The 15,375-nt window shown below is 70.7% G+C and carries 5 protein-coding genes; all 5 read right to left on the bottom strand.

Translation table 11 applies throughout. The features are described 5' to 3' along the window. Positions 1 to 204: 204 nt before the first annotated feature. The 5 genes from purH to Q5716_RS11945 are packed head-to-tail and all read right to left on the bottom strand — an operon-like array spanning position 205 to position 15,273. Positions 205 to 1,827 (bottom strand): bifunctional phosphoribosylaminoimidazolecarboxamide formyltransferase/IMP cyclohydrolase, encoded by a 1,623-nt coding sequence (gene purH / locus Q5716_RS11965; protein WP_305003372.1) that lies wholly within the window; start codon positions 1,825 to 1,827, stop codon positions 205 to 207. Then, the gene (gene purN, locus Q5716_RS11960; RefSeq protein WP_305003371.1) at positions 1,824 to 2,414 is read right to left on the bottom strand and encodes a phosphoribosylglycinamide formyltransferase; all 591 of its coding nucleotides are present in this window, start codon (positions 2,412 to 2,414) and stop codon (positions 1,824 to 1,826) included. The genes purH and purN overlap by 4 nt, the downstream gene beginning before the upstream one ends. Positions 2,415 to 2,423: 9 nt before the next feature. Further along, entirely contained in the window at positions 2,424 to 3,623 is a 1,200-nt protein-coding gene (locus tag Q5716_RS11955; RefSeq protein ID WP_305003370.1) for a cell division protein PerM, read from the bottom strand. Positions 3,624 to 3,640: 17 nt separating this feature from the next. Further along, positions 3,641 to 4,123 carry a hypothetical protein gene (locus Q5716_RS11950; protein ID WP_305003369.1) on the bottom strand — a complete coding sequence of 161 codons (483 nt, stop codon included), beginning with the start codon at positions 4,121 to 4,123 and terminating at the stop codon, positions 3,641 to 3,643. Positions 4,124 to 4,143: 20 nt separating this feature from the next. After that, positions 4,144 to 15,273, bottom strand: a complete 11,130-nt coding sequence (locus Q5716_RS11945) for an MBG domain-containing protein (protein ID WP_305003368.1) — start codon at positions 15,271 to 15,273, stop codon at positions 4,144 to 4,146. Positions 15,274 to 15,375: the final 102 nt, after the last annotated feature.

The raw sequence follows: 15,375 nt of genomic DNA, 5'->3' as shown, positions 1-15,375 counted from the left end.
TCCTGCTCTGCTACTGGCACCACCACACCGTCGACACCGGACCCTGGCACTGGCGCATCACAGACGGACTCCCCGAAGTCCGAGGACCCGGCATCCCCCACTGGACACCCACCAGATCAACCACACCACGCGTCGCCGCCGCGTGAGCCCGTGGCCTCAGTGGAGCAGGTGCTCAGTGGAGCAGGTGCTCAGTGGAGCAGGTGCTCAGTGGAAGAAGTGGCGCTCTTTGGTGAGGTACATCGTCACGCCCGCGGCGACCGCAGCGGCGATGACCTCTTCGTCGCGGATCGACCCACCCGGCTGCACGACCGCGCGCACGCCGGCGTTCAGCAGGATCTCCAGTCCGTCCGCGAAGGGGAAGAACGCATCCGACGCGGCCACCGACCCCGCGGCGCGGTCGCCCGCCCGGGTCACGGCGAGGCGGCAGGAGTCGACACGGTTGACCTGGCCCATGCCCACGCCGACGGATGCTCCACCCGACGCCAGCAGGATGGCGTTCGACTTCACGGCGCGCACCGCTCGCCACGCGAACTCGAGGTCGGCGAGAGTCACAGCATCCGCCGCCTCTCCGGCGACGAGCGTCCACTCCGCCGCGGGGGCGAAGTGCGCGTCCGGCTCCTGGGCGAGAATGCCGCCTGAGACCTGGCGGATCTCTGCCTGCCCGCGCTTCGGCATCGGCCAGCCGCCGGGCACCTCCAGCACGCGAAGGTTCTTCTTCGCCGTGAGCACCTCGAGGGCATCCGCATCGAAACCGGGCGCGACGACGACTTCGGTGAAGATCGGCGCGATCGACTCCGCCGTCGCCTTGTCGACGACCCGGTTCGCGGCGATCACTCCGCCGAAAGCGGACACCGGGTCGCACGCGTGGGCGAGAGCGTGAGCCTCGGCGAGCGTCGACGCGGTGGCGATACCGCACGGGTTGGCGTGCTTGATGATCGCGATCGCCGGACCAGCGTGATCGTACGCGGCCCGCAGCGCCGCATCCGCGTCGACGTAGTTGTTGTACGACATCTCCTTGCCGCCGTGCTGGGTCGCGTGAGCGATGCCTGCCGCACCATCGATGCGGTACAGCGCCGCCGCCTGGTGGGAGTTCTCGCCGTAGCGGAGCGTCGCGGCGAGAGAGGCAGACACGTCGAGGGTCTCGGCGAAGGAGGTCGTGCCGGGCTCGGCAGCAGCCCGGTCGTGCTCGGCGCGCAGTCCGATGTTCCTCGCGAAGTAGGCCGCGACCGCCGTGTCGTACGCTGCGGTGTGGGCGAACGCCTCCCCCGCGAGGCGCTGCCGCTGCGCGAGCGTCGTGCCGCCGAGCGTCAGCGCCTTGAGCACCTGCGGGTACGAGTCCGGGGACGTCACGATCGCGACGTTCGCGTGGTTCTTCGCCGACGCCCGCACGAGCGCGGGACCGCCGATGTCGATCTGCTCGACGACGTCGTTCACCGGAGCACCCGATGCGACAGTCTGCACGAACGGGTACAGGTTGGAGACGACGAGCTCGAAGGGCGCGATACCCATCTCGGCGAGTTCCGACTCGTGCGAGGCGAGCCGCAGGTCCGCGAGGAGACCGGCGTGGATGGCCGGGTGCAGCGTGCGGACCCGCCCGTCGAGGGACTCCGGGTAGCCGGTGACCTCAGCCACCTCGGTGACGGCGAGCCCGGCATCCCGGATCGTCTTCGCCGTCGAACCGGTCGAGACGATCTCGACGCCGGCGGCGACGAGCGCCGAGGCGAGCTCGACGAGCCCGGTCTTGTCGCTCACCGAGACGAGCGCACGGCGGATCGGGATGACGTCGCGCTCCCGGTACAGGGACGGGTCGTGCGTGGTGCCGCTCAAGTGAGATCCTTCAGTCGTACGTGGTCGTTGGCGATGTCGAGGATCGCCTGGATGAGCAGGCGCCGCTCGACGGGCTTGATGCGATCGTGCAGCGACGCCTCGGTGTCGTCCGGCAGCACGGGAATGCGTTCCTGGGCGATGATCGGCCCGCTGTCGACCCCGTTGTCGACCACGATGACGCTCGCGCCCGTCTCCGTCACGCCCGCCTGGATCGCGTCGCGGACCCCGTGGGCTCCCGGGAACTCCGGCAGGAAAGCGGGATGCGTGTTGATGAGTTTCGGGGAGAGCGCCTCCACCACTCGCGGCGGCAGGAGCTTCATGAACCCGCTCAGCACGACGAGGTCGGGCTCCCACTGGCGGATCTGCTCGAGCAGTTCGTCGCCCCACGCGTCACGGTCGCCGCCGAACGACGACAACGCGACGGAGAATGTGGGGATGCCGTAGTGCTCGGCGTGCTCGAAGCCGTCCGCCGGCCGATCGGCGCCGACCGCGACGACGCGAGCGGGGAACTCGGCGTCCTCCGAGGCGTCGAGCAGTGCGCGGAGGTTGGACCCGCCGCCCGAGATGAGGACCACGAGTGACAGCACCCGGCAAGCCTACCGTCCGCTGCGAGCCGGGAGCCGGCCCGAGGCGAGTACACCGATCGTCGCCGCGACCCCGACCTCGATCGCGGCCAGGATGCTCACCTGCCACGGGTTCGGACCGACGTCCACGAGCCGCCCCGGACCGAGCCCACCCGAAGCGAACGCGCACAGCACGCCCACCACGGCGCCCGCGACGACGCCGGAGAGCAGCGGTGCCGCGACGACGAGCGGGCCGTCGAGCCGACGCCGGATGCCCGGCCCGAGCACGGCCCCTACGAGGAATCCGGCGAGCACGGGCGCGAGGAGCCCGACGAAGCCGAACGACGACTCGCCGCTCGGCAGCGCCCCGAGCACCGGGATCGCTGGGAGCGGCCCGAGGGTCGTGCCGAGCGGGCTCACGAGCGAGCCGGTACCGAGGGCGAAACCGGGGCCGACGAGCCAGCTCACCGCCCACACCACGAGGGTCGGCAGGAACGCGAGCTGCGCGAGCGTCACGGCGACCCCGCCGAGCACCTCGGTGTGGAGGCTCTCGTAGAGGGTGATGATGCTCGCGTACGAGAGCACGATGGCGGCCGCCGTGGCGAGGCTCGCGAGCAGCACGAGGAGCGCGGCGGCGGCGGCACCCCCGCGCAGCGCGGCGGCGACGAGCTCCTTTGATGCTCCGGGAAGGGCATCCAGCGGCGACCTGCGCCGCTCGCCCAGGTCACGCAGAGTCAGCTGCACACCGATCGCGAGACCGGCGCCGAAGAACAGCACCGGCAGGAGCCCCGCCTGCACGAGCGAGGGCCGGGCGAGCGGATGCAGCGCGGTCGCCGTGATCGCGACGGACGCGACCGCGAACGTGCCGGTCGCGACGATCACGCCGAGGGCGCGGTAGCGCGTCTCCGAGATTCGACGGCCTGCCCGCACCCCGAGGAGCACGGTCAGCAGGGCAAAGCCGAGGGCGGCGACATCCACCGAGAACGGCGACTCGGCCCCGGGAAGACCGAGGCCCGCCGCGATGGCCGGGTCGAGCGTGAACGTCACCGACACCCCGTGCCCGATGAGCCAGATGTCGACGGATGCCCGCCAGAACGCCGCCCAGTCGGCACCGAACCCGAACTGCACCGCCCACATCACCGTGAGGGGCAGCAGAGGGATGGCGAGTCCGATCGCGACGACGAGCAGCGCCTCGAGCGCGGCGAAGACGGCGGTGAGGGGGCGGGAGATCACAGGGAGCGCGCCACCGGTCAGTGCACGGCCGAGTTGAGGGCGATGATGAGCGTGCCGAACAGGGCGCAGCCGATCGCGCCGAAGATGCGGGCGGCGTGACCGGCACCCCGGTTCTTCAGCGCCACGTAACCGAGTACGCCGAGCTGGAGGGTGACGATGAGCAGGGAGTAGTCGACCGCGTCGTCCACCGAGAGCACACCGAAGACGCCGAGCAGTAGAGGCAGCGACGGCAGGATCGCCGCCCAGAGCATGCCGCTCGAGTGTCCGATCGCCTTGCCGATGGCGGTGCGCAGCGGGACGTTGCCGACGTGGTTGACGATCGTGCCCGCGTAGACGTGCGCCGCCCAGAAGATCACGAGCGAGAACACCGACAGGGCGAGCACCTCGAAGGAGTTCGAGTCGTCGTCCGACACCGCGCCGACCAGTGCCGCGTACAGGATGAGACCGTAGATGGCGTCGACCGTGACGAGCCTGTCGCTCAACCAGCTACGGAATCCCATGAGCACTACGGTACTGGGCGCTACCTCAACTCGCGGCGACCCGCGCGGCCGACGATGATCGCGCCGAGGAGGAGCAGCACGAGCGCACCGAGGGCGAGAGGCATCACGTCGAGGCCGGTGGCGGCGAGCGAGGCATCCCCGCCGCCCCCCGCTGGAGGCGACGCGAGGTCGATCTCGAACACGGCGCCCTCGACCTCGGTGAGCGGCTCGAGCGTGAGCTCGACCGGTCCGAAGCTGCGCGATCCGTCGGTGCCCGAGACCTCGTACCGCCCTGCCGGGAGGCCGGAGACCGAGAAGCGACCGTCCGCGTCGGCGACCACGACGATGAGCACGTCGTCGCCGGTGCCGAGAACGCCGTCCGGCCCCGCCCACCGCAGCGTCACCGTGGCGCCCGGGGCGGCGGTGCCGTCGGTGTACCGCACGAGGGCGTCGACGATCGCAGAACGTCCGACGAGCGGCACGTCGAGCACGAGCTCCCCCGAGTCCACGGTCACGGGGATCGCTACGTCGGAGCTGCCCGCTCCGCCGACGAGCACCGTGCCACCGGGGCCGGTGAGCTGGAGCGTCCACTCTCCGTAGGGGATGTTCTCGAGCACGTACTCGCCGTCGGCGTCTGTCGTCGCGGTCGCGGCGAGCGCGGCCGCCGGCTGGCGGCCGGAGACGGGGTCGGACTCGGGAACGAGCTGCACGGTGACCCCCACGAGCGGGGACTCCGAGGCATCCCACTCGCCGTCCTCATCGAGGTCGAGCCACAGCGAACCGCGCACCGTTCCGGCCGGTCCGTCGTAGTACTCGAAGCCCTGGATGAACGTCACCCCGCCGTCGACGGTGAGGACGTCGACGTCGCGCGGACCGACCTGGCCTTCGGGCGAGACCGCCGTGAGCGAGAGTCCGTCCTCCGCGACGACGACCGAGGTCGCGTCGACGCCGTCGATGAGCACGACCGCGTTCTGCCCGTCGGTGCCGACGAGGTGCTCGCCCACGATGGTCACCTCGGTGCCGCCGTCGACGGGACCGCGGCCCGGGGAGAGCGAGTAGATGCTCGGCCCGGGGACCGGCTCGACGTAGGTATACGCGTCCACGAGGTCGGTGGTACCGCCCGCGGTCTGCACCGACACGGTGACGACACCGACCGCGTGCTCCGGGGTGAAGCCCTGGATGAGACCCGGCCCGACGAGCACGACGTCCGTCGCGGGTACTCCGTCGAAGAGGACGACGGGGGTCTCAACGCCGAAGCCGGTGCCGTGGATCTCGAACGGCAGCCCGCCGATCGTGAGCCCCGAGGGCGGGTCGATGTACACCGCGTTCGGCCCCGAGATGAGCCACGAGCCCGCTTCGATGCTGAAGCGGTAGTTGCTCGCGGGCCCCGCCTCAGTGGACAGGATGCTCGCGCCCACCTCGTAGAAGCCGGGTAGCACGGGCACGTCGCTCGACCCGTCGAACTCGAGCTCGCTCGCGAGCAAGGCGTCGCCCTCGATGAGCCCGACCGGGGTGAGGGTGAACGCCGGCGTCGGCTCGCCGAAGTCGGTGTACTCGCTGCTCACCACGACTGTCGCGTCACGGGGCGTGATCTCGAGAGTCCCGGGCGTCACGACGAGGCCGTAGTTGCCGCCTGCGTCGAGCGATCCGGTGAGGATGCGGTACTCGCCGACATCGGCGCCGCTCTCGCGCTCCGGCACGCCGGAGATCGCGTCGCCGCCGACGAGCGAGCCCGACGTGACGCTCCAGGTGAGCTCGGGGTCCTCGTCGCCGAAGACGATCGACTGGTCGTCGACGGTCACGCCGATCGGGCGCTGAGTGATCTCGAAGCTGCCCGCCTCGAACGACACGATCTCATAGTTGGAGCCGGCGGTGAGCGTGCCGCGCAGCACCCGGTACGTTCCGACGTCCTCGCCCGACTCGCGCACCGGCGCGCCGCCGAGCTGGTCGTCGCCGACGAGTCCGTCGACGGTGGCCGAGAGGATCGGGTCGCTCGCGCCGTAGACCTTCTGGACGTCGTCACCGGTGACCGTGAGCGGCCGCGGGGTGATCGAGTGGGTCGCGGGCACGAAGGAGATCTCGTAGTCGGCGTTTCCGAGCGACCCGAGGCGGATCGCGTAGTCGCCGACGTCGTCGCCCGCCTCGCGGTCGAGGGCGCCGGTCAGGGCATCCGTGCCGATGAGCCCGCCGTCGGTGACCGACCAGGAGAACTCCGGGTCAGGCTCGCCGAACACCTCGGTCGAGTTGTCCGCCGTCACCTCGATCGGCCGCGGCGTGATCTCGAACGTGCCGCCCTCGACGGTGAACCGGTAGTTCGGTCCCGCGTCGAGCGTGCCCGGCAGGATGGCGTACTCGCCGACGTGCTCGCCCGCCTCGCGCACGAGCGTTCCCGTTGGAGTATCGCCCGCGGCGAGATCGCCGGACGTGACCGAGTAGGGCAGCAGCGCCGGGTCCGCGTCGCCGTAGACCTTGGAGGCGTCGACGGCGGTGATGCCGATGACGCGCGGCTCGATCGTGAGGGTGCCGGGCTCGACGGTGAGGGAGTAGTTGGACCCGAGGGCGAGTGTGCCCTGCGTGATCGCGTACTCGCCCGCGTCGTCGCCAGCCGCTCGCACGAGGGTGCCACTGAACTCGTCGATCCCGAGCACGGAACCGTCAGTGACCTCGAAGGTCAGCTCGGGGTCGGCGTCGCCGTAGTCGATCGTCTGGTCGTCGGCGGCGACGGTCACCGGGCGCGGAGTGATCGAGTACGCGGCCGTCTCAAAGGTGATCGTGTAGTTCGGCCCGGCCGAGATCGTGCCGACGAGGATGGTGTACTCGCCGACGGCGGAGCCGGCGGTGCGGGAGGGGGCGCCGGACAGCTCGTCGTCGCCGACGAGCCCGTCGGTGGTGACCTCGAGCGGGGCATCCGCGTCTCCGTAGACCGAGGTCGCAGGCTGAGCCGAGACAGTGATCGGCTTCGAGGTGATCGCGAAGTCGCCCTCGCCGAGCTCGATCGCGTAGTTGCCGTTGCCGAGAGTGCCGATCGTGATGGCGTAGTCGCCCACGTCCTCGCCCGCCTCGCGTCCGAGGGAGCCGGAGAGCGAGTCCTCGCCGACCAGCGAGCCCGAGGTCACGCTCCACGCGAGCGAGGGGTCGCCGTCTCCGTACACCTTGGACTGGCCCGACAGCGGGGTGACCGTGATCGGGCGCTGCTCGATCGTCAGGTAGGCCGGCGTGAAGTCGATCGCGTAGTTCGGTCCGGCGGTCACCGTGCCGAGGCGGATGAGGTACGTCGCGACATCCTCGCCCGCGGTGCGATCGAGCGATCCTGTCGTCTCGTCGCCCGGGAGGAGTCCGTCGACGTCGAAGCCGAATACGGGGTCGGTGTCGCCGTAGGTCTTGGACGCGTCCTGAGCCGCAACGGTGAGCGATCGCGGCTCGATGGTGAGCGTGCCGTCGCGGTACTGGATGTCGTAGTTGTCGATCGAGCCGGTCGCGAAGACAGCGTCGCCGGCGACGATCGCGTAGGAGCCCGCGTCCGCCGCCGCACCGTCGATCGCGACCGACACCGATCCGAGGGCGTCACCGGTCACGAGGGTGCCCTCGGTGATCGAGTACCCCACGGCGGGCAGGGAGTCGCCGTAGGCGATGGCCGCGTCATCCGCGGCGATCACGAGGGGGCGCGGCTCGATGGTGAACGAGCCGCCCGACGCGAGCTCGAGCACGTAGTTCGAGCCGGCGTTCAGCGAGCCGAGGCCGATGCCGTACTGGCCGACGTCCTCGCCGGCGAGGCGAGTCGCGGTGCCGCTCACCGAGTCGCCTCCGACGAGACCGTCGAGCGCAAAGGTGAGCTCGGGGTCGCTGTCGCCGTACGTCTTGGTCACGGAGTCGAACGTCACCGTGAGAGTGCGCTCGGTGATGGTGAGGTTCGCGGACTCGAAGGAGATCGCGTAGTTCTCGTTGTTGAGGGTGCCCTTCCGGATGGCGTAGCCGCCGACGTCCTCGCCGGGGTCCCGCGAGAGCTCGCCGGAGAGCGAGTCGCCCTCGAGCAGGCCCGTCATCGCGAAGGTGAGGGCGGGGTCCGCGTCGCCGTAGGTCTTCGTCGCCGCCTGCGCAAAAATCGTCAGGTGGCGCGGTGTGATCGTGACGATCGCAGGCTCGAGCGAGAGCTCGTAGTTCGGTCCCGCTCCGAGCGAGCCGAGCGTGACCGCGTAGTCGCCGACCCCCTCGCCGGGCTCGCGGCCGAGCGCCCCGCTGACGGAGTCGCCCGACTGCAGTTCCTCGGTCAGCGAGTACTCGATGACCGGGTCGGGGTCGCCGTAGGTCTTGATCGCGGCCTGCGCGATGACCGTGATCGGCCGCGGCGTGACCGTGAGCGTGCCGGGGCGGTACTGGATGGCGTAGTTCGCCGCGTCGCCGGTGGCGAAGCGCGCGTCGGATGCCGCGATCTCGACGCTGCCGACACCGGTCGGGCTCGCCGAGAGCTCAACGCCGTCGAGCTCGTCGGCGCCCGCGAGGCTCCCCTCGACGATCGTGAAGGAGTCGGGGTCGATAGCGTCGCCGTAGACGATCTCCTGGTCGTCGGCGGCGATCGTGATCGAGCGCTGCCCGATCGTGAACTCGCCGGGCTCGACGCTGGTGACCGTGTAGTTCGTCGATGCCGAGAGGCTTCCCGCGCCGATCTCGTACTCGCCGACCGCCTCGCCCGGCTCGCGCTCCGGCGATCCCGTCAGGGTGTCCTCGAACACGAGGTCGGCGGAGGTCGCGGTGAGCTCGGGGTCGGTGTCGCCGTACTGCTTCGAGGCATCCTGCACCTGGATGACGATCGGGCGAGCCGTGATCGTCAGGTCGGCGGGAACGAACTCGACGACATAGTTGGGGTTGTCGAGCGAGCCGATCGTGATCGCGTACTCGCCGACATCCTCGCCCGACTCCCGCGATAGCTCGCCGGACAGCGAGTCACCGGGCAGCAGGGAGCCCGAGGTGATCGACCAGCCGAACGAGGGGTCCGCGTCTCCATAGGTCTTGGATGCCGTCTGCGCGGTCACCTCGAGGGTGCGCACCGTGATCTCGAGCTCGCCGGAGGCCACGGTCACGGTGTAGTTGGAGCCGCCGGACAGCGTGCCCGCGGTGATGGCGTACGTGCCGACATCCTCGCCGGGGTCGCGGGCGAGCGAGCCCGACAGGGCGTCGTCGCCGATGAGGGCGGGCGACGACGTCCACGAGAACGCCGGATCGGCGTCGCCGTACTCCTTGGTGATGTCGTCGGCGGTCACGACGATCTCGAGCGGCGATACCCACAGAGTGCCCGTGATGTACATGACGTCGTAGTTGGATGCCCCGCCGTCGATGACCGCACCGCTCGCCTCGAGCGTGTAGGCGCCGGCGTCGCCGGTGTAGCCCAGCACGTCGACGTCGACCGACTCGATCGAGTCGCCGTCGACGAGCGAGCCGCCGATGACCGAGTAGTCGAGCGACCCGAGCGAGTCGCCGTAGACGATCTCCTTGTCCGTGGGGGCGATCGTGATGGTGCGCTTCGTGACCGTCAGGACGCCCGGGTCGACGAACGCGATGATGTAGTTGGGCGACGCCTCGAGCGTGCCGAGACCGATCTCGTACTCGCCGACGGCCTCGCCGGCGTTCCGGGACGGCGCTCCCGAGAGCGAGTCGCCGTTCACGAGTCCGTCGGCACTGTAGGTGAACTCGGGGTCCTCGTCGCCGTACTGCTTCTCGGCGTTGTCGATCTCGAGGGACACCGGTCGCGGCTCGATCGTGAAGCCCGCGTCGACGAAGTCGATGTCGTAGTTCCCGCCACCGAGGTCGCCGAGGGTGATGCGGTACGAGCCGGCGTCCTCGCCGGGCTCGCGGGAGAGGGAGCCGGTGAGCGGGTCGCCCTCGACGAGCTCGCCGCCGGTGACCTCCCACTCGAGGACGGGGTCGCCATCGCCATAGACCTTCGAGGCGGCGTGCGCGGTCACCTCGATGGTGCGCGAGAGGATCTCGAACTCCGCGGGGGCGAGGGTGAGCTCGTAGTTCGGGCCGGCGCTCAGCGAACCGAGCGTCACGGCGTAGCGGCCCACTCCTTCTCCCGAGTCGCGCCCGAGCGCGCCGGAGAACTCGTCGCCGTCGACGAGTACGGGCGATGCGGCGTAGGTGAGCACGGGGTCCGCCTCGCCGAAGCGCTTGTCGAGGGAGTCGGGCGCGATCTCGACCGCGAGCGGGGAGATGACGAGGGTGCCCGCCACGAACGTGATCTCGTAGTTCGACGCGCTGCCGCTGGCGAACGCGACTCCGGTCGGGGTGATCGAGTACTCCCCCGCGTCGGTCGGCAGGATGCCCGGGGCGAACGTCGCGGCACCGAGCACGTCACCCGGCACGAGCGCTCCAGCGGAGACGCTCACGGTGGGGGTCGGCGCGGGGTCGCCGTACTCCGCGGAGAGGTCGTCGGCGCGCAGCTCGAGGGAGCGCGGCGTGATCTCGAAGGTGCCGGCCTGGAACGAGACGGTGTAGTTCGTCCCGGCGCCGATCGTCCCGGCAGTGATCGCGTACGAGTCGACGTTCTCCCCGGGCTCGCGCACGAGCGAACCGGTGAGCGAGTCGCCCTCGACGAGGTTGTCGGCGGTGGCGGTCAGCTGCGGGTCGGTCTCGCCGTACTCCTTCGAAGCGGGGTCGGCGGTGATCGTGAGCGGCCGCGCCGTGATCGTCAGCTCGGCGGGGACGAACGTGATCGTGTAGCTGTCGTTGCCGAGCGAGCCGCGGCCGATGGCGTACTCGCCGACGTCGGTTCCGGGCTCGCGGTCGAGCTGCCCGTCGAGGGAGTCGCCGGGCACGAGCGATCCGCTCGTGACCTGCCACGTGAGGGCGGCGTCGGCGTCGCCGTAGACCTGGGTCGCGGCATCCGCGGTCACGGTGATGGAGCGCGGCTCGATCTCGAGCTCGCCGCCCACGACGGTGATCTCGTAGTTCGGTCCCGCTCCGAGCGAGCCGGGCGTGATCGCGTAGACGCCGACCGCCTCGCCCTCGTCGCGCGAGAGCGTGCCGGTAAGCGTGTCGGTTCCGACGAGCGACCCGCGCGTGACGGTGTAGGCGAGGGGCGACGGGTCGGCGTCGCCGTACTGCTTCGACTGGTCGTCGGCGGTGACCTCGATCGGCCGGGGCTCGATCGTGAGGAGGCCGTCGATGAACGAGATCTCGTAGTTGGCGCCGGCGGTGATGCTTCCGCCGCCGATCGCGTAGGAGCCGACGTCCTCGCCGGGTGCGCGCGAGGGCGAGCCGCTCAACTGGTCGCCGCCGACGAGCGAGCCCTCGCTGATCTCGGCGAGGAGCGCGGGGTCGGCGTCGCCGTAGGTCTTGGAAGCGTCGCCGAGGGTGACCGTGAGCGGGCGCGGCGTGATCGTGAAGGTCCCGCTCGAGAACGAGACGATCTCGTAGTTGGCGCTCGCGCTGAGCGTGCCGCGGGTGATCTCATAGGACCCGACGTTCTCACCGGGCTCCCGCGCGAGGTAGCCGTCCAGGTAGTCGCCGGGCAGCAGCCCCTCCGACTCGCCGGTGAGCTCCGGGTCGGCGTCGCCGTAGACCTTCGAGGCATCCGCCGCCGTGACCGAGATCGGTCGCGGCGTGATGTCGAGCACGTCGTTGAGGTAGGTGATCGTGTAGTTCGGGTCGTCGACGGAGCCCTGCAGGATGTCGTACTGGCCGACGTCCTCCCCCTCTTCGCGGGAGAGGGTTCCGGGCAGAGCGTCGTCGTAGGCGAGCGAGCCGGCGCGAACCGTCCACTCGAACGCCGGGTCCGCGTCGCCGTACACCTTGAACGCGGGGATGGCTCCGATCGTGATCGGCCTCGGCGTGATCGTGTAGTACGCCCACTGGTAGGTGAACGAGTAGTTCGACTCGGCCCCGCCCACGTGTGCGGCGGTCGGCGCGAATCGATAGGTTCCCGCGTCGGTCGGCGGCGTCGTCGACGGGCCATAGCTGGTGCCGTCGATGCCCCAGAACTCGAAGGCCGCTCCCGTGATGGTGTGGCCCGGGCGCAGGCCGGTGCTCGTGTAGGAGAACTCGGGGTCGTCGTCGCCGTACACCTTCGAGGTGTCCACGGCCTTCAGCGTCGCCTCGAATCCGCGGATGATGTACAGCCCGGACACGTACTCCACGGTGTAGTTGCTGATCTGCCCGGGCGAGAGCACGGCATCCGCGGGCATCAGGGTGTAGGTGCCGGCATTCGTCGGGGGCACCGTGCTCGGGCCGTAGCCGTTGCCGCTGAAGACGAACGACGTCGACTGGAGCGCGTCGTCACCGTAGAGCCCCGTCGCCGTCGCGGTGAACGTCGGGGTGGGGTCGCCGAACTGGATGACCCGGCTGTTCGCCTCGATGCGCACCTCCGTAGTGCGCAGGAGGCAGCCGTCGATCGTGAGCGGGCTGCCGCCGGTGGTCGGGCGCACGACGATCTGCGGGTACCCGACGGGTCCGCCCGGCATGCGGAAGGTCACGGAGGTGTCGCTCGACGCGAGCACCGTCGCCGGTACGCCGCCGACGGTCACGGTGGGCGTGCCGCTCGCGCCGAAGCCGGAGCCGGTGACCGTCACCGACGTGCCCGCCTCGGGCGAGGTCTCCCGCGGGCTCACGGCGGAGCAGTTGTCGATGACGGGAGGCGCGGCGACGGTGTACGCCCAGCGGACCGTCGTGGATCCCTCGTTCGTCGTGACGACGAGGTCGTAGCGGCCCGGCGCGAGCGCGGGTGCCCGGAACGTCAGGGACTCGCCATCGGCGGCGACGACGACGGACGTGGCTGCAACGCCGCCGACCGTCACGGTCGCGGGCACGGAGTTCGTGCCGATGAAGTTCTCACCGGCGACGTACACCGTGATACCGCCTTCCGACGGACCGCGCGAGGGCAGCGAGGAGGTGACGATCGGGGTGACGACATCGGTGACGTAGGAGAAGGCGTTGCCCTTCGTGCCCGACGACGGACCCGTGGCGGGGGTCACGACGACGGCGACCGCCCCGGACTCGTGCGCGGGGGTGACCGCGGTCACCTGCGTCGACGACACCCGCACGACCGACGTGGCGGGCACGCCGCCGAACGTCACGACGGGGGTGCCGCTGTCGCCGAAGCCGGTGCCTGTGATCGTGACCTTCGTGCCGCCCCGGGTCGACCCCGCGTAGGGCTGCAGGCTCGTCACGGTCGGGGCGAGGTAGGTGTACGCGTTCGGCTTGTTGAGCGTCGACCCGCCGGCCGGGGTGACCTGGACGGCCTGGGCGCCGGGCGCGCCGGGCTGGGTGACGATGCGGATCTGGGTGTCGCTCAGCCGTTCCACGGAGGCGACGGGCTGGCCGCCGATCGTCACGACCGGGGTGCCGGTCTCGCCGAAGCCGCGACCGGTGATCACGACCGTCTGGCCGCCCGCCGTCGATCCCGACGAGGGGCTGAGAGTGAGGATGGCGGGCGCGTCGCGGTAGGTGAAGGATGCCGCGGCCGTCGCCTGCCCGGTGCTCGTGGTCACGACGACATCGCGCACCCCGGCCACACCCGTGGGCGTGGTCGCGGTGATGGTCGTGGCATCCACGACGACCACGTCGGTCGCGCAGGATCCCCCGACCAGCACGGACGGCGTCGTCGCCGACGTGAAGCCGGTGCCGCGGAGGGTGATGGTGGTGCCGCCGGAGGTCAACCCGCTCGAGGGCGAGACGGAGGAGATGGTCGGGGTGGTGGTGGCCGCGACGTAGGTGTAGCCGCCCGCGAGGCTCGCGGAGCCGCCGCGCGTCGCCGGGGTGACCTCGACGGTGCGCGCGCCGGTGCTCGTGCCGGCCGGCGCGACGAAGGAGATCGTCGTGTCGCTGAGTCGCGTCACGCACGTTGCGGCGCGGCCGTCGATCGTCACGACGGGCACGCCGGTGGCGCCGAAGCCGCTGCCGGTGAGCGTCACGAAGGTGCCGCCCGCGACGATTCCGCTCGCGGGGCTCAGACCCGTGATGACGGGTGCGGGGTTGTACGTGTACCCATTGCGGGAGGTCGCGCGCCCGTCGACGGTGGAGACCTGCACGTCGACGGCTCCCGCCGCGTGCGCGGGAACGACGACGGTCATCGACTTGCCGTTCGTGGCGATCGACTGCACCGTCGCCGAGACGCCGCCGAACGTGATCGTCGCGAGGGAGCCGTTGCCCGCCCGGAAGTTGGTTCCCGTGACGGTCACGCTCTGGCCGCCCGAGACGGGGCCGGAATTGGGGGTGACCGCCGAGATGGTGGGTGTCGCGACCGACGGCGCGACCGTGTAGAGGCCGACCCCGGTGATCGTGACCGGGCCGGGAGCGCCCGCGACCCCGGTGATCGTGACGACGACGTCGCCCACCCCCACCGACGCCATTCCTGTCGTCGCCGTGATCCGGGTCGGGTCGACGCGCACGACGTTCGACGCCGCAGCACCCGCGATGCTCACCGAGACGCTGCCGGACGTACCGAAGCCGGTGCCGGCGATCGTGACCGCCGTCCCGCCCGCGGACGGCCCCGAGGTGGGGCTGATCGACGCGATCGTCGGAGCGACGTAGGTGTACGCGCCGTACTTTGTGACGGAGGTTCCCGAGGAGGTCGTGAGCGTGACATCCACCGACCCGACCGCTCCGTAGGGCGCGATGACGGTGATCGACGTGCCGTTCTCGCCGCGGCTGACGAAGTTGCGCCAATCGATGTCGGTCGACCCGAAGCGGATGCGCTCGACCTGCTCGAGGTAGGCGCCGGAGATCGTCACGGGCTCGCCCGCGGTCGTGGGACCGGTCGCCGGCGCGATCGTATCGAACACCGGGTACTGGGCGGGGGCGGCGTACTCGTAGCCGGACGAGAGGGTGAGCGGCTCGCCGCCGACCGGCGTGACGACGACGTCCGCGAGGCCGGGGCTGCCCGCGGGGATCGTGGCGGTGACCGTCGAGTCATCCACGAGCACCACATCGGACGCGGCGGTGCCGCCGATCGTGACCGCGGGCACCTGGGTGCCGAAACCGAGACCGGTGATCGTCATCGTGCCGCCACCGGTCGTCGGACCGCCGGTGGGGGCGACCGAGGCGATGCCCGGGGATGCCGCGAACCCCACGGCGGTCGGCCCGACGAGCACGAGCACGAGAGCGGTGACGAGCGTCGCCGCGACGATCTTGGCCTGCGACAGGCGCGCGAAGAACTGGCGCGTTTCGAGTCCACGCATAGTGGTGCATCCCCCTAGTGCATGACCGGCGGTAAGACCGGTCCCCCCGTGCGGCCGTGCGAACGGCCGTCCCCCACGACGTTATCGATTGCGCACGTCGGT

The sequence above is a fragment of the Antiquaquibacter soli genome (assembly GCF_030580675.1).
Classification (GTDB): Bacteria; Actinomycetota; Actinomycetes; order Actinomycetales; family Microbacteriaceae; genus Rhodoglobus; species Rhodoglobus soli.
Note: the sequence above shows the minus strand (reverse complement) of the source record. Positions and strands in the feature narration are given on the sequence as shown.